This is a genomic window from Streptomyces sp. NPDC048002 (assembly GCF_040653275.1).
GTDB lineage: Bacteria > Actinomycetota > Actinomycetes > Streptomycetales > Streptomycetaceae > Streptomyces.
In genome coordinates this window covers 597,507-616,416 of sequence record NZ_JBEZNL010000001.1, presented here as the reverse complement: position 1 = coordinate 616,416, position 18,910 = coordinate 597,507, and the positions used below count along the sequence as shown (strand labels likewise).

Annotated in this window: 14 protein-coding genes, 3 tRNA genes and 1 pseudogene; 8 read left to right on the top strand and 10 right to left on the bottom strand. The window is 68.9% G+C overall.

Annotated elements, in window-relative coordinates; genetic code table 11:
• Nucleotides 1–55: 55 nt before the first annotated feature.
• The 3 genes from AB0E07_RS02765 to AB0E07_RS02755 all read left to right on the top strand — a co-directional run bounded on the left by AB0E07_RS02765 (nucleotide 56) and on the right by AB0E07_RS02755 (nucleotide 4,669).
• Nucleotides 56–1,321 (top strand): FAD-dependent oxidoreductase, encoded by a 1,266-nt coding sequence (locus tag AB0E07_RS02765; RefSeq protein ID WP_362245617.1) that lies wholly within the window; start codon nucleotides 56–58, stop codon nucleotides 1,319–1,321.
• Nucleotides 1,322–1,361: 40 nt separating this feature from the next.
• On the top strand, nucleotides 1,362–3,263 hold the full coding sequence (gene dnaG, locus AB0E07_RS02760; protein WP_362245615.1) for a DNA primase: 1,902 nt from the start codon (nucleotides 1,362–1,364) through the stop codon (nucleotides 3,261–3,263).
• 104 nt (nucleotides 3,264–3,367) lie between these two features.
• Nucleotides 3,368–4,669 carry an RNA polymerase sigma factor gene (locus AB0E07_RS02755; RefSeq protein WP_362245613.1) on the top strand — a complete coding sequence of 434 codons (1,302 nt, stop codon included), beginning with the start codon at nucleotides 3,368–3,370 and terminating at the stop codon, nucleotides 4,667–4,669.
• Nucleotides 4,670–4,777: 108 nt separating this feature from the next.
• Here the strand turns inward: AB0E07_RS02755 and AB0E07_RS02750 are convergent, their stop codons facing one another.
• The 4 genes from AB0E07_RS02750 to AB0E07_RS02735 all read right to left on the bottom strand — a co-directional run bounded on the left by AB0E07_RS02750 (nucleotide 4,778) and on the right by AB0E07_RS02735 (nucleotide 10,425).
• Nucleotides 4,778–6,706, bottom strand: coding sequence for an ABC transporter ATP-binding protein (locus tag AB0E07_RS02750; RefSeq protein WP_362245611.1), 1,929 nt, complete (start codon nucleotides 6,704–6,706; stop codon nucleotides 4,778–4,780).
• Nucleotides 6,706–8,439: an ABC transporter ATP-binding protein gene (locus AB0E07_RS02745; protein ID WP_362245609.1), complete on the bottom strand. Its 1,734-nt coding sequence runs from the start codon at nucleotides 8,437–8,439 to the stop codon at nucleotides 6,706–6,708. Before AB0E07_RS02745 ends, AB0E07_RS02750 begins: the two co-directional genes overlap by 1 nt.
• A gap of 171 nt (nucleotides 8,440–8,610) precedes the next feature.
• Complete coding sequence (locus AB0E07_RS02740) at nucleotides 8,611–10,047, bottom strand: FGGY family carbohydrate kinase (protein ID WP_362245607.1); 1,437 nt, start codon at nucleotides 10,045–10,047, stop codon at nucleotides 8,611–8,613.
• Nucleotides 10,048–10,119: 72 nt separating this feature from the next.
• Nucleotides 10,120–10,425, bottom strand: coding sequence for a YtxH domain-containing protein (locus AB0E07_RS02735; RefSeq protein ID WP_362245605.1), 306 nt, complete (start codon nucleotides 10,423–10,425; stop codon nucleotides 10,120–10,122).
• 130 nt (nucleotides 10,426–10,555) lie between these two features.
• Between AB0E07_RS02735 and AB0E07_RS02730 the strand changes: the two genes are divergently transcribed.
• The 4 genes from AB0E07_RS02730 to AB0E07_RS02715 all read left to right on the top strand — a co-directional run bounded on the left by AB0E07_RS02730 (nucleotide 10,556) and on the right by AB0E07_RS02715 (nucleotide 12,299).
• A tRNA-Asn gene (locus tag AB0E07_RS02730) sits at nucleotides 10,556–10,628 on the top strand.
• Between the two features lie 6 nt (nucleotides 10,629–10,634).
• Nucleotides 10,635–10,707, top strand: a tRNA-Asn gene (locus tag AB0E07_RS02725).
• 179 nt (nucleotides 10,708–10,886) lie between these two features.
• A tRNA-Ile gene (locus AB0E07_RS02720) sits at nucleotides 10,887–10,960 on the top strand.
• A 103-nt stretch (nucleotides 10,961–11,063) separates the two neighbouring features.
• Nucleotides 11,064–12,299 (top strand): tyrosine-type recombinase/integrase, encoded by a 1,236-nt coding sequence (locus AB0E07_RS02715; RefSeq protein WP_362245603.1) that lies wholly within the window; start codon nucleotides 11,064–11,066, stop codon nucleotides 12,297–12,299.
• A 42-nt stretch (nucleotides 12,300–12,341) separates the two neighbouring features.
• Here AB0E07_RS02715 and AB0E07_RS02710 read toward each other — a convergent pair whose 3' ends face one another.
• The 4 genes from AB0E07_RS02710 to AB0E07_RS02695 all read right to left on the bottom strand — a co-directional run bounded on the left by AB0E07_RS02710 (nucleotide 12,342) and on the right by AB0E07_RS02695 (nucleotide 15,477).
• On the bottom strand, nucleotides 12,342–12,689 hold the full coding sequence (locus AB0E07_RS02710) for a DUF6527 family protein (RefSeq protein ID WP_362245777.1): 348 nt from the start codon (nucleotides 12,687–12,689) through the stop codon (nucleotides 12,342–12,344).
• 188 nt (nucleotides 12,690–12,877) lie between these two features.
• Nucleotides 12,878–13,444, bottom strand: a complete 567-nt coding sequence (locus tag AB0E07_RS02705; RefSeq protein WP_362245775.1) for a transposase — start codon at nucleotides 13,442–13,444, stop codon at nucleotides 12,878–12,880.
• Nucleotides 13,360–13,956, bottom strand: coding sequence for a winged helix-turn-helix domain-containing protein (locus AB0E07_RS02700; protein ID WP_362245601.1), 597 nt, complete (start codon nucleotides 13,954–13,956; stop codon nucleotides 13,360–13,362). The genes AB0E07_RS02705 and AB0E07_RS02700 overlap by 85 nt, the downstream gene beginning before the upstream one ends.
• Nucleotides 13,957–14,145: 189 nt before the next feature.
• Nucleotides 14,146–15,477, bottom strand: a complete 1,332-nt coding sequence (locus AB0E07_RS02695) for an ISAs1 family transposase (protein ID WP_362245599.1) — start codon at nucleotides 15,475–15,477, stop codon at nucleotides 14,146–14,148.
• A gap of 142 nt (nucleotides 15,478–15,619) precedes the next feature.
• Here AB0E07_RS02695 and AB0E07_RS02690 point away from each other — a divergent pair, with 142 nt between their 5' ends.
• Nucleotides 15,620–16,387: an IS5 family transposase gene (locus tag AB0E07_RS02690; RefSeq protein ID WP_362245597.1), complete on the top strand. Its 768-nt coding sequence runs from the start codon at nucleotides 15,620–15,622 to the stop codon at nucleotides 16,385–16,387.
• A 417-nt stretch (nucleotides 16,388–16,804) separates the two neighbouring features.
• Here the strand turns inward: AB0E07_RS02690 and AB0E07_RS02685 are convergent, their stop codons facing one another.
• Together AB0E07_RS02685 and AB0E07_RS02680 are read right to left on the bottom strand one after the other, a co-directional pair.
• Nucleotides 16,805–17,734 carry a family 16 glycosylhydrolase gene (locus AB0E07_RS02685; protein ID WP_362245595.1) on the bottom strand — a complete coding sequence of 310 codons (930 nt, stop codon included), beginning with the start codon at nucleotides 17,732–17,734 and terminating at the stop codon, nucleotides 16,805–16,807.
• 420 nt (nucleotides 17,735–18,154) lie between these two features.
• A pseudogene (locus tag AB0E07_RS02680) lies at nucleotides 18,155–18,801 on the bottom strand (transposase); the annotation flags it as partial.
• Nucleotides 18,802–18,910 lie beyond the last annotated feature (109 nt).

Below are 18,910 nucleotides of genomic sequence, written 5' to 3'. Positions count from 1 at the left end.
TCACGCTCCGTGCGGGACGCTCCCATGTGGCGGCACCCTTACGAGGAGGCATCAAGTGGTCGACGCGGATCAGACATTCGTCATCGTCGGAGGCGGACTCGCCGGCGCGAAGGCGGCCGAGACGCTGCGGGCGGAGGGCTTCACGGGCCGGGTGATACTGATCAGCGACGAACGCGACCACCCCTACGAGCGTCCACCGCTGTCCAAGGGCTACCTGCTCGGCAAGGAGGAACGCGACAGCGTCTTCGTGCACGAGCCCGCCTGGTACGCCCGCAACGACATCGAGCTGCACCTCGGCCAGACCGTCGACGCCGTGGACCGCACGGCGAAGACCGTCCGCTTCGGGGAGGACGGCACGGTCGTCCACTACGACAAGCTGCTCATCGCCACCGGCGCCGAGCCCCGAAGGCTGGACATCCCCGGCACCGACCTGGCCGGCGTGCACCACCTGCGCCGCCTCGCGCACGCCGAGCGGCTCAGGGGCGTCCTGGCCGCACTCGGCCGCGACAACGGCCACCTCGTGATCGCCGGGGCCGGCTGGATCGGCCTGGAGGTCGCCGCCGCCGCCCGGGAGTACGGCGCCGAGGTCACCGTCGTCGAGGCGGAGCCGACCCCACTGCACAGCGTGCTCGGCCCGGAGCTGGGCCAGCTCTTCGCCGAGCTGCACCGGGAGCACGGGGTGCGCTTCCACTTCGGCGCCCGGCTGACCGAGATCACCGGGCAGGACGGCATGGTCCTGGCGGCGCGCACGGACGACGGCGAGGAGCACCCGGCGCACGCCGTGCTCGCCGCGATCGGCGCGGCGCCCCGGACCGGGCTCGCGGAGGCCGCCGGTCTGGACCGGGCCGCCCGGGAGCACGGCGGCGGCATCGCCGTCGACGAGCAGCTGCGCACCTCCGACCCCGACGTCTACGCCGCCGGTGACGTCGCGTCCTTCCCGCACTCCCTGTTCGGCACCGCCCTGCGGGTCGAGCACTGGGCCAACGCCCTCAACGGCGGCCCCGCCGCGGCCCGCGCCATGCTCGGCCGGGACGTCGTCTACGACCGGGTGCCCTACTTCTTCTCCGACCAGTACGACCTGGGCATGGAGTACTCCGGCTGGGCGCCCCCCGGCTCCTACGACGAGGTGGTGATCCGCGGCGACGCCGGCAAGCGGGAGTTCATCGCCTTCTGGCTGCACGAGGGCCGGGTGCTGGCCGGGATGAACGTCAACGTGTGGGACGTCACGGAGCCCATTCAGAGGCTGATCCGGTCCGGCGTACGGGTGAGCGCGGAGGCGCTGGCCGACCCGCACACCGCGCTGGACGGCCTCGTGCCGTAGCCGCCGCGGGAGTGTCCGTCCTGCCCCGTAGAATCACCACGTGGCAGGACGGATCAACGACGAGGACGTGAAGGCGGTACGGGACGCGGTCCCGATCGACGCCGTGGTGTCCGAGTACCTCCAGCTGCGCAACGCCGGCGGCGGCAACCTCAAGGGCCTGTGCCCCTTCCACGACGAGAAGTCGCCCTCCTTCCAGGTCAGCCCCGCCAAGGGGCTCTTCCACTGCTTCGGCTGCCAGGAGGGCGGCGACACCATCACGTTCGTGATGAAGGTCGACCACCTCACCTTCTCCGAGTCGGTGGAGCGGCTCGCCGCCCAGGCCGGCATCACGCTGCGCTACGAGGAGGGCGGCTACAACCCCGCCCACCAGCGCGGCGAACGGATCCGGCTGGTCGAGGCCCACAAGATCGCCGCCGACTGGTACGCCGAGCAGCTCGCCATCAGCCCCGAGGCCGAGACCGGCCGGGTCTTCCTCGCCGAGCGCGGCTTCGACCAGGCCGCCGCCGTCCACTTCGGCGTCGGCTACAGCCCCCAGGGCTGGGACCACCTCACCCGCTTCCTGCGCGGCAAGGGCTTCACCGACAAGGAACTGATCCTCTCCGGCCTCTCCCAGGAGGGCCGCCGGGGCCCCATCGACCGCTTCCGCGGCCGGCTGATGTGGCCGATCCGCGACATCGGCGGCGACGTCGTCGGCTTCGGCGCCCGCAAGCTGTACGAGGCGGACAACGGCCCCAAGTACCTCAACACGCCGGACACGGCGATCTACAAGAAGAGCCACGTCCTGTACGGCATCGACCTCGCCAAGAAGGACATCGCCAAGGCGTCCCGCGCGGTCGTCGTCGAGGGCTACACCGACGTGATGGCCTGCCATCTCGCGGGCGTCACCACCGCCATCGCCACCTGCGGCACCGCGTTCGGCGGCGACCACATCAAGATCCTGCGCCGGCTGCTGATGGACAACGGCTCGGCCCGCGTGATCTTCACCTTCGACGGCGACGCGGCCGGACAGAAGGCGGCCCTGCGCGCCTTCGAGGACGACCAGAAGTTCGCCGCCGAGACCTACATCGCCATCGCCCCCGACGGCATGGACCCGTGCGAGCTGCGCCTGGCCAAGGGCGACGAGGCCGTCGCCGAACTGGCCGAACCCCGCACCCCCCTCTTCGAGTTCGCCCTCCGCCAGATCGTCGTTCGCTACGACCTGGACACCCCGGCGGGCCGCGCAGCCGCCCTGGACGAGGCCGCCCCGATCGTCGCCCGCATCAAGAACAGCGGCGCCCAGCACGAGGTCGCCGTCCAGCTCGCCGGGATGCTCGGCATCCTCGACACCCAGTTCGTGGTCAAGCGGGTGGCCCAGCTGGCCCGTTGGGCCCGCGACCGGGGCGGCAAGGGCCCGGCCCCGGCCCGCGGCCCCCAGCAGCAGTACGAGGCCGCCCCACGGACCTCCGCCGGCGGCCCCGCGCTCAACCTCCGCAACCCCGTCTACGCCACCGAGCGGGAACTGCTCAAACTCGCCCTCCAGCGCCCGGAACTGGTCTCCCCGGCCTTCGACGCGTACGGCGTCGACGAGTTCACGGCCGCCCCCTACGCCGCCGTGCGCCAGGCCGTCATGGAGGCGGGCGGCGCCGAGTACGGCCTGCACGACGCGCAGGACTACCTGGTCCGGGTGCGGGACGCCGCGCCCGACGACGCGGTCCGCGCGATGGTCACCGAACTGGCCGTCGAGGCGATCATGCGGCGCACGGTCGACGAGAACTACGCCGGCGAGCAGCTCGTCACCGTCCGCCGCCGGGCCGTCGAGCGCCGGATCCGTGACATCCAGTCGCAGATGACCCGTCTCTCGGCCGGCGGCGACCCGGCCCAACTGGCCGCCGTGCAGAACGAACTGTGGGTCCTCCAGCAGTACGACCAGGCTCTTCGCGCGCACGGAGCGGCGGCGCTGTAGCCCCGTCCGGTCGGCCACGGACAGCACGCGGTCACGGACCGGACGCAAAAAGTCACCGCACGCCCCTCGTGGCGGCGATGTGTCGTACTCCACACTGGGTTCCGGTGCCTGAGTCCTCGGAGCGCGGCCGACCCGTCCCCCATGGGTCGCACACCCCCGCGGTTCCGCTCATCGCGTACGGGACGGACAGCGGCGGCGAGGCCGCCGACTCCGCCCTCGAAGCCGCGCTGCCGCACACCTCAGCAGCGATCATCCTGGAGGTCGCCCCCGTGCAGACCCAGACCCTCACCCAGACCGACATGAGTACCGACGGCACGGAACCGGACGGCGAGACCGAGGTCCTCGTCGCGGTGCCCCCGCAGAACCGTGCCGCGCTCCACCCCGAGAGCGAGCCCGAGCCCGACCACCCGGCCGGCCCGGAGGAGCCGTCCCCCGAGGTGGTGGAGGCGTCCGAGCCGGTGGAGCCGGTCCGCGCCGCCCGCGCCGACACCGGCGGCCCGTCCTCGGACCTGTTCCGCCAGTACCTGCGGGAGATCGGCCGGATCCCCCTGCTCACGGCGGCGGAGGAGGTCGAACTCGCCCGCCGGGTCGAGGCCGGTCTGTTCGCCGAGGAGAAGCTCGCCGGCACCCCCGACCTGGACAGCCAGCTGGCCCTCGACCTGGACCGCCTGGTCGTCATGGGCCGGATGGCCAAACGCCGCCTGATCGAGGCGAACCTGCGGCTCGTGGTCTCCGTCGCCAAACGGTACGTGGGCCGCGGTCTGACCATGCTGGACCTGGTCCAGGAGGGGAACCTGGGTCTGATCCGGGCCGTGGAGAAGTTCGACTACGCCCGCGGCTACAAGTTCTCCACGTACGCCACCTGGTGGATCCGCCAGGCCATGTCCCGGGCCCTGGCCGACCAGGCCCGCACGATCCGCGTCCCCGTGCACGTCGTCGAGCTGATCAACCGGGTCGTCCGGGTGCAGCGCCGCATGCTCCAGGAACGCGGCTACGAGCCGACCCCGGAAGAGGTCGCCGACCATCTGGACCTGCTCCCGGAACGGGTCAGCGAGGTCCTGCGCCTGGCCCAGGAACCCGTCTCCCTGCACGCCCCGGTGGGCGAGGAGGACGACGTGGCCCTCGGCGACCTCATCGAGGACGGCGACGCCGCGAGCCCGGTCGAGTCGGCGGCGTTCCTGCTGCTCAGGGAGCACCTGGAGGCGGTCCTCTCCACCCTGGGCGAGCGCGAGCGCAAGGTGGTCCAGCTCCGCTACGGCCTGGCCGACGGCCGCCCCCGCACCCTGGAGGAGATAGGCCGCATCTTCGGCGTGACCAGGGAACGCATCCGCCAGATCGAGTCCAAGACCCTCAACAAACTCAGGGACCACGCCTTCGCGGACCAACTGCGCGGCTACCTGGACTAGTGAGGGGGCCGCCGGAATGGCGGCCCCCCGGGGGCGCGGGGAACTGCGCGACCTGCCACAACGCCGCCGCACCCGCCCGAAGCCCCCCCCGCACCCCCACGTCCGCGCTCAGTCCACCTCGGCCACCGCCTCCGCGAACTGCGCCCGGTACAGCCGCGCGTACGCCCCGTCCGCCGCCAGCAGCGCGCCGTGCGCACCCTGCTCCACGATCGAGCCGTTCTCCATCACCAGGATCGTGTCGGCGTCCCGGATCGTCGACAGCCGGTGCGCGATCACGAACGACGTACGCCCGTGCGCGAGCTTCGCCATCGCCTTCTGGATCAGCACCTCGGTCCGGGTGTCCACCGAGGACGTCGCCTCGTCCAGCACCAGGATCACCGGATCCGACAGGAACGCCCGAGCGATGGTGATCAGCTGCTTCTCACCGGCACTGACCCCGGCGCCCTCGTCGTCGATGACGGTGTCGTAGCCGTCGGGGAGGGTACGGACGAACCGGTCCGCGTGGGCGGCGCGCGCCGCCTCCTCGATCTCGCCCCGGGTGACCTCCCGGGACGCCCCGTACGCGATGTTCTCCGCGATCGTCCCGCCGAACAGCCAGGTGTCCTGGAGCACCATGCCGATCCCGGAGCGCAGTTCGTCCCGGGACATCGCGGCGATGTCCACCCCGTCCAGGGTGATCCGCCCGCCGGACACCTCGTAGAACCGCATGAGGAGGTTGACCAGCGTGGTCTTCCCGGCGCCGGTCGGGCCGACGATCGCGACCGTCTGCCCCGGCTCCACCGTCAGCGACAGATCCTCGATGAGCGGCTTCTCGGGGTCGTAGCGGAAGGTCACCTTCTCCAGCGCCACCCGCCCGCGCAGCTCCTCGGGCCGTACCCCGGGCACGGGGTCCGCGGACTGCTCCTCGGCGTCGAGGAGTTCGAAGATCCGCTCGGCGGAGGCGACCCCGGACTGCACCAGGTTCGCCATGGACGCGATCTGCGTCAGCGGCATGGAGAACTGGCGCGAGTACTGGATGAACGCCTGGACGTCACCGATGGACAGCGAGCCGGACGCGACCCGCAGCCCGCCGACGACCGCCACCAGCACGTAGTTGATGTTCGACACGAACATCATCAGCGGCTGCATGACCCCGCTGTTGAACTGCGCCTTGAACCCGGCCTCGTACAGCGCGTCGTTCTGCTCGGCGAACTGCTTGGCCGACTCCTCCTGCCGTCCGAACACCTTCACCAGGGTGTGCCCGGTGTACATCTCCTCCACATGGGCGTTGAGCTTGCCGGTGGAGCTCCACTGCTGCACGAAGTGCGGCTGCGAGCGCTTGCCGACCCGGGTCGCCACCACGAACGACAGCGGCACCGTCACCAGCGCGACCAGCGCCAGCACCCAGGACACCCAGAACATCATCGCCAGCACGCCGATGACGGTGAGCACGGAGTTGATGAGCTGGCCCATCGACTGCTGGAGCGTCTGGCCGATGTTGTCGATGTCGTTGGTGGCGCGGGAGAGCACCTCACCGCGCTGACGCCGGTCGAAGTACGACAGCGGCAGCCGGGACAGCTTCCCCTGCACGTCCTCGCGCAGCCGGAACATCGTCCGGTTCACGGACCGGTTGACCAGCCGCGTCGCCACCGCCATCAGCAGCCCCGCCACCGTGAACACGGCGAGCGCGAGCAGCAGCACATGACCCACGGCGGTGAAGTCGATGCCCTCGCCGGGCGTGAAGTCGGTGCCGCGCAGCATGTCGGCGGTGTCCCCGTCGCCGCGCTCCCGCATCGCGTCGAGGACCTGTTCCTTCGTCGCGCCGGGTTCCATCTCCCGGCCGACGATGCCCGCGAAGACCAGGTCGGTGGCCCGGCCGAGGATCTTCGGTCCGGCGACCGACAGCCCCACGCTGACCACGACGCAGAACAGCAGCACACCGATCGTGGCCCGTTCGGGCCGGAACCGGGCGACCAGCCGCCGGCCCGACACCTTGAAGTCCAGCGAACGGTGGTCGGGCCCGGTGCCGGCCATCATCCGTCCCATCGGCCCGGCCATCAGGCGGCCTCCGCTTCCGTCAGCTGGGAGAGCACGATCTCCCGGTAGGTCTCGTTGTCGGCCATCAGTTCCTGGTGCCGCCCGGTGCCGACCACCCGTCCCTCGTCGAGGACGACGATCCGGTCGGCGTCCCGGATGGTCGCCACCCGCTGGGCGACGATCACGACCGTGGCCTCGGCGGTCTCCCGGGCGAGCGCGGCGCGCAGGGCGGCGTCGGTGGCGTAGTCGAGGGCGGAGAAGGAGTCGTCGAAGAGGTAGATCTCCGGGCGCTGCACCAGTGTGCGGGCGATGGCGAGCCGCTGCCGCTGGCCGCCGGAGACATTGGTGCCGCCCTGGGCGATCGGTGCGTTCAGCCCGCCCTCCAGCCGCTCCACGAACTCCTTGGCCTGCGCCACCTCCAGCGCGTGCCACAGCTCCTCGTCGGTGGCGTCCGGATGGCCGTAGCGGAGGTTCGTCGCCACGGTCCCGGCGAACAGGTACGGCTTCTGCGGCACCAGTCCGACGGTCCTGGCCAGCACCTCCGGGGCGATGGCCGCGACGTCCTCGCCGTCCACCAGGACCTGTCCGCCGGTCGCGTCGAAGAGGCGGGGGACCAGGCCCAGCAGGGTGGACTTGCCGCTGCCGGTCGAGCCGATCACGGCGGTGGTCTCGCCGGGCAGCGCCAGCAGGTCGATGCCCCTGAGCACCGGCTCCTCGGCACCCGGATAGCGGAAGCCCGCGCCCCGGATCTCCAGATGGCCGTGCCGGCGCAGCTCCCGCACCGGCGCCACCGGTGGCACCACGCTGGACTCGGTGTCGAGCACCTCCTGGACGCGCTCCGCGCACACCTCCGCGCGCGGCACCATCATGAACATGAAGGTGGCCATCATCACGGACATCACGATCTGCATCAGATAGGCGAGGAACGCCGTCAGATCACCGATCTGCATCTCGCCGCTGTCGATGCGACGGGCGCCGAACCACACCACCGCGATGGACGACATGTTCACCACCGTCATCACGATGGGGAACATCAGCGCGAGCAGGTTCCCGGAGCCCAGCGACATCTCGGTCAGCTCGACGTTGGCCTTGCGGAAACGCTGCTGCTCGTAGTCGTCGCGGTTGAAGGCACGGATGACCCGGTTGCCGGTGATCTGCTCGCGCAGCACCCGGTTCACCGTGTCCAGCCGCACCTGCATCGCCCGGAACAGCGGCCGCAGCCGCAGCACGATCAGGGTCACGCTGATGCCCAGCACCGGCACCACGGCCACCAGCACCGCCGACAGCGGCACATCCAGACCGAGGGCGAGCACGATGCCGCCGACGCACATGATCGGCGCCGAGACCATCAGCGTGAACGTCATCAGGGCCAGCATCTGGATCTGCTGGACGTCGTTGGTGGTCCGGGTGATCAGGGACGGCGCGCCGAAGTGACCGACCTCACGCGCGGAGAACGACTGCACCCGGTCGAAGACGGCGGCCCGCACGTCCCGGCCGAGCGCGGAGGCGGTCCGGGCGCCGTAGTACACGGCCCCGATGTTGCAGACGACCTGGGCCAGCGAGATACCGATCATCAGGGCGCCGTAGCCCAGGATGTAGCCGGTGTCCCCGTTGACGACACCGTTGTCGATGATGTCCGCGTTGAGGGTGGGCAGGTAGAGCGTGGCGCAGGTCTGCAACAGCTGCAGCAGCACCAGCAGGGCGATGGGTTTTCGGTAGGGCCTGAGGTAGGTCCGCAGGAGTCGTATGAGCACGCTGTGTCTCTCGGGGTCGGCGTCGGGGCGACTGGTTGCCCCTGGCCCCTATCGTCGGACACTCCACCGGTGTTACCTCAACCGATTAAGCCGAGAGCAGTGCCCTTTGCGGCCTCACGCGTACGGCTCCCACCGTCCTCTTACCTTCTCTCGCCTTCCGGGGCCCCACGCCTACCGGAACGCCCCGGGGTGGGTCTGCTCCCGCACCGACACGTACTGCTGCCGCACGGCCTGTCCCACCGCCAGTTCGTCACCGGGGTCCAGCACCTGGGCCGCCGCGCCCTGCCAGGCCGGCGGGGTCCGCGCGTCTAGCACGCCCTGCGACGCGCCGAGCGCCCAGGCCGCCTGCCGCGCGGCGCCGATCGCCGCGTAGTCCGCGGGCTGCGGTACGACGACCTGCGCGCCGAACAGGGCGGGCGCCGCGGCCTGCACCGCGGGCAGCTCCGCCGCCGCGCCCAGCAGGAACACCCGCCGTACCTCCACGCCCCGGCCGCGCAGGACGTCGAGGGCGTCCGCGAGCCCGCAGAGCATGCCCTCGAACGCGGCCCGCGCGAGGTGCTCGGCCCGCATCGCCTCCCGGCGCAGACCGGTCAGGGTTCCGGCGGTGTGCGGCAGGTTCGGGGTCCGCTCGCCCTCCAGATAGGGCAGCAGGACCAGGCCGTGCGCCCCCGGAGTGGACTTCATCGCCAGGTCCGACAGGGTCTCCAGATCCGGCAGACCGAGCAGCTCGGCGGTGCCGCGCAGGGTCCGTACGGCGTTCAGGGTGGTCACCACGGGCAGGTGCATGCCGGTCGCGTCGGCCAGCGCGGTGATCATGCCGGACGGGTCGTGCAGGGCCTCGGGGTGGACGGCCATCACGGAACCGGAGGCCCCGAGGGAGACCACGGCGTCCCCGAGCCCGATCCCGAGCCCGAACGCGGCGGCCATCGTCTCGCCGGTCCCGGCGGAGATCAGCAGCCCCTCCGGTGTCGTACCGGCGGCCTCGGCGGGTCCGATCACCTCCGGCAGCATCGCCTGGTGACCGAGCGCCAGCTCGACCAGGTCCGTGCGGTAGGTGCCGGTGGCGGCGGACCAGTAGCCGGTGCCGGAGGCGCCGCCCCGGTCGGTGGTCCGGCGCACCGGTCGGCCGAGCAGCTGCCACACCAGCCAGTCGTGGGCCTGGAGCAGGACGGCGGTGCGGGCCGCGGCGTCGGGTTCGCTCTTGGCCAGCCAGCGGAGCTTGGTCACGGGCTGCGGGGCCTGCGGCACGCAGCCCACGGCCTGCGCCCACGCCTCGCGCCCGCCGAGCGCGTCGATCAGGTCCGCCGCGGCGACCTGGGCCCGCTTGTCGCCGCCGACCATCGCGGGGCGGGCGGTGTTGCCCTGGGAGTCCAGCGGGACCACGGCGTTCTGCTGCGCGGAGACCCCGATCGCCTGGACGCCCTCCAGCAGGCCGCCGCCGGCCGCCTCACCGAGGGAGAGCAGCCAGGCCTGGGGGTCGACGTCGGAGGGCCGCCCCTCCACCGGATGCGGCGCGTACCCCTGCCTCAGCACGGCTCCGCTGTCCGTGTCGCAGACGACGATGCGCGTGAACTCGGGCGAGCTGTCCAACCCGGCGACTATCCCCATGGCGAAAATTCTATGGGTCACGGGCGGCGGGAGTGTCCGCCCCGTCCGGGGCGGTCCCGGCCCGGTCCCCGCCTAGGTGTTGCTGGTGCCCCAGTCGTCCTCGACCTCGCCGTTGGGGTGACGGTCGCGCAGGCTGCGCACCTTCTGGGCGACCGAGTCGGGAACGTGCTCGCCGACCTTGTCGCTGACCGCGTGGTACGCCTTGCCCGCGTAGACCCGGCTCTGCTGGGCGGCGGTCTCGGCGGTGTTCCGGACGGCCGGGTTCTGGGCCACCTGGCGTGCCGACTTCTTCAGCTGTTCGTAGCGTTCGCGTCCGGCGCGGGTGCCGAGCACGTAACCCAGAGCCAGCCCGGCGACGAACGTGAGCTTGTAGCGCATGGCGGCATGCCTTCCCTCGTGGGAGAACCGATTGGCGGAGCACCCCCCTGCTTGCGCTAATGTATGTGTCGCAGCGAGCGCCCGCCCCCTGGCGAATACCCAGGTAGGTACGTTCGATGCAACGAGGCATTCCTCCGTAGCTCAATTGGCAGAGCAGCCGGCTGTTAACCGGCAGGTTACTGGTTCGAGTCCAGTCGGGGGAGCTTCGGTCCTCCGTAGCTCAATTGGCAGAGCAGCCGGCTGTTAACCGGCAGGTTACTGGTTCGAGTCCAGTCGGGGGAGCAGGATGGACGAGGACCCTTCGGGGTCCTTTTTCATGCCCTGATCCCCTTGCCCGGGAACCGCGCGGACCGCGCCGAAGTCCTTCTGGGCAGGCGTAGTCGACCATCCGAAGCAGGAGATCGTATGAGCGGCTATGCTGCGGCAGACGGCGCGTACAAATGTGCGCGACACGCCGCTATGGGGCGGTAGCTCAGCCGGTTAGAGCAGCGGACTCATAATCCGTCGGCCGTGGGTTCGAGTCCCACCCGCCCCACTCCAGCAGAATCGTCGTGACCTGCGAGAACGCAGGTTTCACGCTAGCGCAGGCGTCGCGTTCGCCACACAAACGCCACACCGAAGCCCCGTACGATTTCTCCATGGCTTCGATCAAGACCAATTCTCGGCTGTCCGGAGACCCCTCCTACACCATCGTCTGGCGGGCTGGCGGGTCCCGAACAGGGGAGTGGTGCCGCGAGACCTTCGATGACGAGGATCAGGCGAAACGGTTCCGCGATCTCGTCAACGGTCACGGACAGCAATGGCCGCCGGGGTGGGTCAAAGGGAAGGGTTTCGTCGAGACGGGCGAGCCGCCGATGCCGGACTCGGAGAAGTTTGCGGTCTATGCGCACGCCTACGTGGGGCTGCTGACGGACATATCCGAGCACACTAGAACCAACTACACCAGATTTATTGATAACCACATGACCCCGTGGTTCGGCGAGCTGTCAGTCTCGGACCGGGGGAGCAGGCTCACCCGTGACCACGTCAGCCAGTGGATTCTGGACCTTCAGAACGGGAGGCCCGGCCCTCTGCACCCAGCGGGTACGAAGCGTCGGGCGTACGCCCCGAAGACGATCGCCAATCTCCACGGCCTGCTCTACAGCATCTTCCAGTCCGCCGTGAGCGCCGATCCCGCCCTGCGCGACTCGAACCCCTGCGCGCACACCCGCCTGCCCAAGGGGAACGACACCGAGGACGACGAGGTCTTTCTCGAACCCGAGGAGTACGCACTCCTCAAGACGCACCTGCGTGCCGATGCTCTCGACATCGTCGATGCCCTGGTGAGCACCGGCCTCCGGTGGGGTGAGGTGACGGCACTCCAGCCCCGGGACTTCACCTTCGTATCGAAGCGGCCGACGCTCCGCGTGCAGCGCGCGTGGAAGCGACGCGGGGAGGGAGGGACGTTCCTCGGCGCCCCTAAGACGAAGAAGTCGCGACGGACTCTTGTGCTCACCGCGGAACAGGTGCAGTTGTTCCAACGGCGCTGCCTGGGAAAGCAGCCAACCGACCTGGTCTTCACCGCACCCGAGGGTGGGGCCTGGCACTCCGGAGTCTTCTACGCACACCGCTGGAAGCCCGCCCTTGACGCGGCTAACGCGGTCGGCCTCACCAAGCGCCCGCGGATCCACGACCTACGGCATACGCACGCTTCCTGGCTCATCGCCGGCAAGGTCCCGCTGCCGGTGATACAGGCCCGCCTCGGCCACGAGTCGATCACCACGACCGTCGACCGGTACGGACACCTGCTGGAGGCCTCAGACGACGAGGTTGTGGCCGCCGTTGAGTGGGCCATGGGCGCCACGGTTCCGGACGCCATGACCAAGGCGGCATGAGGTCGGTCCCGGAACGCAGGGAGCCGGACACTGTTCGGGGGCTTACGAACGCCAGAACTGCAGAAGGCGACGGAGCCTGAAGGACCGCACCGGCTCGCGGGTCCCTGTGCCTTGGGTCAGCAGGCGACGGTCCCGGGCCCGGTTGTCATCGATTTCCGCCGACGAGTATCGGCGGCTCCAGCGGACGTGGCCACTACGGATCCAGTAGTGCGACTGACACGGGAGTGACCAGTTGCCGATCGAGGGAGCGAGGGACGCGCTTTCGCCATCGTAGGTAAACGACCATTGGGCCGGGGAAAGCGGTGTGACGACTTCCTGGCCACAACCGCAGCAGCACAAGTGGCCGCACGTGCGGTAGGGAACCGAGATGTAGAGCACGCCCGCGTCCATCGTTGACGGGAAGGTCTCGGTGAACACCGGCCGCAGAGTGTCCTGCCTAGTCATGGCAGGTCCTCGTTGGCGATCTCGTTGGTGATCAGTGAGTACGTCGAGTGGCTCTCGCCGGTGGCGTCGGCGTAGATGCCGAGAGAGCGTTTCCAACGGATGACGGCCAGGACGGCGTTACTGACTTCGGCTGGTCAAGGTGACGTGGGTTCGTCGAAGTTCAGGCCGGTGCCGGCTATGAAGCCGTCGAGGGTGTCGGGCCGGTACTGAAGGCGCTTGAGCCGGTTGCGGACGAGGGCTTCGAGCCGGTCGAGCGCGACCACGGCGAGGTTGGCCAGGCTGCGTTTGACGTGCGCCCATACCCACTCGACGGGGTTGAGGTCGGGCGAATAGGCGGGCAGCAGGAACACCGTCAGCCACTCACGCTCGGCGATCAGCTCGCGCATGACGTGGGAGACGTGGGTGTTCAGCCGGTCCCAGACCAGCACGATCGGTGCCTTGACGAGCTGGTGGACGCCGTCGACGAGTGCGATGAAGTCCCGCTCGCCCATGCTGCGGCGTGCGCTGCTGCCCGCTCGGTGAGTGCGCAGACGGTGGCACAGCCGGGTGCGCGAGCCCGGCCGTATCGCGATCAGCCCGGCCACCGACAGACGCCCCGAGCGGCGCCCGCTGACGGTCACGACCGGGGTGCGCCCTCGTCGGCTCCAGGTCCGTCCCCGGGGCGGCTTCCGGGTGAAGCCTGCTTCGTCCTCGAAGCAGATGTAGCCCCCGCAGGCCGCCCGGGCCCTTTTACCTCCGCCCAGGTCCCCTCCTTCCACGCGGTCACGGCCTGCTCGTCGCGCTCGGCGGCCCTGCGTGCGGGGACCTGCGGGCTGAAGCCGAGCCGGTGCATCAGCCTGGTTACGCCGGAGACGCTGTAGGAGACGTGGAACTTCCTGCCGATCAGCGTGGCCACCCTCGAAGCGGTCCACACCTGGTCCTCCACCCAGCCGTGGGCAGCCGGGCCCTCATCGAGGTACGCGGCCAGCTTCTCCAGGCAGCGCGGGGACAGCCGACAACGGGATCCACTCGGGCCGCGGGAAGCAAGAGCTTCACGACCGCCATCACGCCACAACTGGTGCCAGTGGTACGTCGACTTCACGCTCACCCGCAGCCGCCGTGCGACCTCCGCCGGCTTGATCTCCTGCTCGAACCACTCGGCCGCCTGCATCCGCACTGACTCACGGCGCCGACGTCCCGCAGGAGGCAGCCCGCCCCCATCCGCATATCTCACACCACACGGATACAGCCGCCCACCCACACCCATCAGAGGCTTCGCAAAGATTCACCCTGACGAGCCGAAGTCAGTATTGAGGGAGGGGTCTCCTTCGTGAATGCGCACGAATTGCGCAAAATGCCAGCTCAGGGGTGCTGTGGTGCCGGTCACTTCTGGACAGTTCGGGCAAGTAGCACGTTTACGCTTTCAGTCATGTCGAACGCCAAGACCACGAAGTACATGTCCGACCACCCCGAAAGGTTCAACTCGCCGGCCCATGCCCGCGAGTGGTTCCAGGGTCATTGCGTGAAGTGATCTTGTCCGGGTTCGCCAGGTGAGGCCGAGGGCGGTCAGGGGGCGACGGTAGTCGCGGGCGGCCTGGCGGAGGGCGGCGGCCATGTTGGTCTGGCCGTTCTGGCGGTGGACGCCGACGGCGAGGTTTCGCAGGGAGGCCATGGTGCGGGGCAGGTGGCCGGTGCGGATCTTGGAGTCGTCCTCGCGGAAGGTCCGGTCACGGACGTGGTGCAGGAGGTTTTCGATGCCCCAGTGCCCTCTGATCCAGGAGGCGAGTTCGGTGCCGGTCGCGGCGCCGGGGGCGAGGCTGGTGATCAGGTAGATCCGTTCGATCGACTGCTTTCCGGTGCTTCGGTCCATTCTCCAGCGGACGATCGGGAGGGCCTGCTTGGCGTCGGGGTAGTCGAGGTGCTCGAACGCGGCAGCCTTGAGGCGACGGATCTCGATGCGGTGGTGGGCTCGGGTGCGGTCGTAGTGCTCCAGCGGCATGTCCCGCCAGGGCAGGTGCCGGACCCGGTCGAAGAGTTTGGCGTGGTTCCTCTTCACGACCGCCAGGTAGTGGGCGCCGCGTCCGCTCAGGTAGGTGCCGTGGGCGTGCTGAGTGTGCAGGGCGTCCGCGGTGATCACGGTGTTCTCCAGATCCTCGATCGAGTCCAGCAACGGCGCGAAGGCGGGGATCTCGTTGCTCTTGTCAGCGATCTGCCGTTGGGCCAGGACGCTTCCGGCGTGGTCCATCGCGGCGATCAGGACCAACGCGTTCCTCTTGGCGGTGCGGGAGCCCCGGACGGTCTTGCCGTCCACCGCGACGGCCCGGCGGATTGCCCGCGCGGCCGGCCCGTCCACCGTGACGGTTGCGGCCGACCGGGTGTCGAGGAACGCGCCGACGGCTCGGTCGAGGGCGTCGCCGTCGAGGCGTTCCAGCAGGCGTCGGACGGTCGCGGGGTGCGGGGCGGAGATCTGCCCGGTGAACGGGTCGGGGGTGAAGCCGAGTGTCCGCAGGGCCCAGGGCGGTGCATCGGTGATCCATTCCCCGATAGCGGCCAGCGACTTCGCACCGGTCAGGACGGCGGCCACCGCGCAGACCAGTGCGGTGAAGGGGTAGATCCGGCCTTTACGGCCACTGGGATCGGGTATCCCGGTCAGGAATGTTCGCAGGTCAACGGCATCAAGGAGCGGCGACGGGGCGGATACCGAGGCCAGTTGGCCCAGCAGGGCGGGGATAGGCGATGATGCAAGGACAGGCACGGGCTCGCTCGGTGTTCATGGGACGTAGACACTGAGCTCGTTCCAACCTGGCGACTGGGCACCTCAGTTGGGCTGACAGGCAGGTGAAGCCCCTGGTAGATGGGTTTTCGACCAAGAAATCCGTCTCCACCAGAGGCTTCGTGTGCTTGTCTACCCGTCGGGCGTCAACGTGCCCAGTTCTGCCCTGCGCTTCCTGTCCGCCAGACTCCGCCGACGCCGTCGGGAGCTCGGTACCCGATGGCGGCGCCTGAGCCCGGGCCGGCAGGCCCTGCTCACCCTCGCCCACCTTCGCAACGGCCACCCGTATGCCCAGCTCGGAGCCGGATTCGGCATCGGAACCACGACGGCCCACCGGTACGTCGCCGAGGCCGTCGAGCTCCTGGCCGCCCTCGCCCCGACTCTCGCAGAGGCGGCCCGGACGGCATCGACGAAGACGTTCGTGCTGCTGGACGGCACCCTGCTGCCGATCGACCGGATCGCCGCGGACCGCCCCTTCTACTCCGGCAAGCGCAAGAAGCACGGGATGAACGTGCAGGTCCTGGCTGATCCGTCCGGCCGGCTGCTGTGGGCGTCACCGGCTCTGCCCGGAGCCGTCCACGACGTCCGGGCCGCCCGTGAACACGGCATCACCGCCGCTCTCACGGACGCCGGCATCACCTGCTGGGCCGACAAGGGATACCGAGGCGCCGGGGGCACGGTCCGGGTTCCGCACTGGGGTCGTTGGGAGAATCTCTCCACAGGCCAGAAGGCCGTCAACCGGTCCCACGCGAAGATCCGGGCCCTGGTCGAGCGGGCCGTCGCCACCCTCAAGTCCTGGCGACTCCTCCGCAAGCTGCGGTGCTCGACCACCCGCATCACGAGCCTCGTCCAAGCCGTCCTGACCCTGCATTTGGCCAGCTCAGGCCGATGATGGAAAGGGCTCACTCACATGATCACCGGCACCGTGCCTGTACTACGTTCCACCCCAGAATCGGACCAACCCTGACATGACGACACGTCACGGGCAGACCTGGCGAAGCACCTTCACGCAACGCCCCTGGCGAGTGGTTCGACGCGTTCATCACGTACTACAACCACGAGCACCGGCATGCCGGCCATCGGCCGGCACACACCGGCCAGCATGCACTTCGGTACCGCCGAGGAAGTCTGCGACCAGCGGGCCGTCATCCTCGCCGTTGCATACGCCCGCCACCCCGAACGCTCCCGGATACCCCCAACAGGAATGGATCAACGGCCAGGACAAGCGCCGCGAGTCCGCATCATGAACCGCATGGCGTCACGACGGTCTCACTGGACTTGACAGCTTCACGTTCCGTGAGGTGCTGTCCTACACGGCCCGATACGTCCTGACCCAGCGGTAGTAGACGTTGTTGATGCTGGGGTCTGCGAGTTCCGCGTCCGTGGGTTCGATACCCCGGTCGACGCGCCACTGATGACTCTCGGTGTTGAGGATCAGATGCATTGGCTGGTCGAAGAACCGGCCCCGGGGGTCCCTGAGGTCGTTCGACCGGTTCAGTCGGCGCACCAGCCTGCCGTTGAAGTAGAAATCGAATTCGGTGGCGCTTATCCAGTGCATACCGTAGCGATGGAATCCGTTCCGAAGGAGAGGTTGCCCGGTGCCGTCCCCAAATACTTGCCCAGTCTCACCATTGTACCCGTAGCTCCCATCTGCGAAATATCCCTTCTGGCTTCTCGCCAGTTCAGTGAAGGGGTTCCGCTGGAATATGTGGTAGGCGGTGTTCATGTGTTTCCCGTGCAATGGCTCGTTGCCGTAGCATTCGATCACGTCAATCTCGTTGACGTCATCTCTGCTCAGGAGCCAGAAATTCGATGACAGCTTCAGCCCGCTCACCTGCATGAGCACTTCGGTGTACAGGGGGTACTTGACCGGAGTGCGGGAGGTCACGTAGCCGCAGTAGACCCTCCCGTCCGGTGCCCTGCGGCCCTCGATGATGAGGTTTCCGTCCGCCACCCAGGAATGGCGCGCACTGTAGAGGCTGTTGGCCGGGCCCGACCAGCCATCCTTGTGCTGGTCCAGCCATCTGTCCGTGAAGCTTTGCGGCTTGCCGGTGTAGTTGAACTCGTCCGAATGGCTGGGGAGTAGCTGCCATGACCTGTTTCCGCCAGGGGCGGCCGGCACGGGGTACTGCTCCCACTCGAGGCCTGCGGCATGAGCGGCGGCCGCGGGACCCACGAGCCCCGCGCCCGCACCGAGTGCGAAGGCACTCCACTTGATGAGATCACGACGGTTGGCCATGATAGTTCTCCTTCTTCGATTCCCGCCTGGCTGAAGAATCCCATATTTGGTGTGATGGCTCCGCAGTCCCTGGTCGCCAAAATTCGAGGACCGCGTGCGTGCAGAAGGTTCGGAACGCCCACGTGGACCGATCATTCCGTGGCGCAGGAGTAAGTAGGCTCCGGGAGGTGGGTGTCTGGGTTTCTGCTCGCCTGATCACTCAACAAGGTGAACCGGTTTCCCGATTACTATAGCTGAGTGTCGCAGGGTGGCAATCGGTACGGCTATAGTAGTTCCAGGATTTCGTGCCGGTGCCCGGCTGCGATCCAGCGGCGACCTTGGTCATCCACCCCGTCGTGCCGGGCGCGAATCATCAAGGCCCAGATCAGGACGCTGATTCCGAGAATTCGCGGCATTCAGGTGAGAGCGGTCGATTGCTTTTCATGAGCAGGCGGTTCGTCGGAGTAGCTGCGACAGGCGCTGGGTCCCGGGTCCGGCCGACCGGATCCGGGGCCAGAGGCGGTGCCTCCCGAGTTGCCCGACAAGCGGGTCTGTGTGACGAACGGTGGAACTCGGTTGGTTTTCAGTGCCGGTCGGGTCCAGGCTCATGACGGCCAGGCAGACGCACTTGAGGGCGGCCTGGTCGGTCGGGAAGTGTCCTCGGGCCCGGACGTGTGTGCGGATGCGCGCGTTGGTGCTCTCGATCGCGTTCGTGGTGCAGACGATCGTGCGGATCTCCACGTCGAACCGGAGGGAGGGCACGAACTCCGCCCAGGTCGCCTCCCAGAGCCGGACGATCACCGGATAGTTCCCGCCCCAGGCGTCGGTGAACTCCACGAACCGCTTCAGGGCGGCGTCCTCGCTCGGCGCGGTGTGGACAGGCCTGAGCGCCTTCACGATCTTCTCCCAGTCCTGCCGGGCCGCGTAGCGGAGCTGTTCCGCAGCAGGTGGACGACGCAGGTCTCGACGATCGCCGCAGGCCAGACGGTATTCACGGAGTCCGGGGGCCCGGTCGCGCCGTCGCAGACCAGCATCAGGACCTCGGCCGCGCCGCAGTTCTTGAACTCGGTCAGGACCTGGAGCCAGTACGTCCGCGGACTCCAGCACTCGCTTGGTCAGCTGCTGCAGCAGGCCGCCATGCCGGGTAGGCTCCACGAATGAGATGACGTTCAAGTACCGGCAGGCACACGTGCCACG

What these genes read in the sequence shown, in the direction of transcription:
- AB0E07_RS02750 (WP_362245611.1), bottom strand. Translation starts at nt 6,706, where the DNA reads ATGGCCGGGCCGATGGGACGGATGATGGCCGGCACCGGGCCCGACCAC.
- AB0E07_RS02715 (WP_362245603.1), top strand. Translation starts at nt 11,064, where the DNA reads ATGGCTTCGATCAAGACCAATTCTCGGCTGTCCGGAGACCCCTCCTAC.
- AB0E07_RS02685 (WP_362245595.1), bottom strand. Translation starts at nt 17,734, where the DNA reads ATGGCCAACCGTCGTGATCTCATCAAGTGGAGTGCCTTCGCACTCGGT.
- AB0E07_RS02735 (WP_362245605.1), bottom strand. Translation starts at nt 10,425, where the DNA reads ATGCGCTACAAGCTCACGTTCGTCGCCGGGCTGGCTCTGGGTTACGTG.
- AB0E07_RS02710 (WP_362245777.1), bottom strand. Translation starts at nt 12,689, where the DNA reads ATGGACGCGGGCGTGCTCTACATCTCGGTTCCCTACCGCACGTGCGGC.
- AB0E07_RS02740 (WP_362245607.1), bottom strand. Translation starts at nt 10,047, where the DNA reads ATGGGGATAGTCGCCGGGTTGGACAGCTCGCCCGAGTTCACGCGCATC.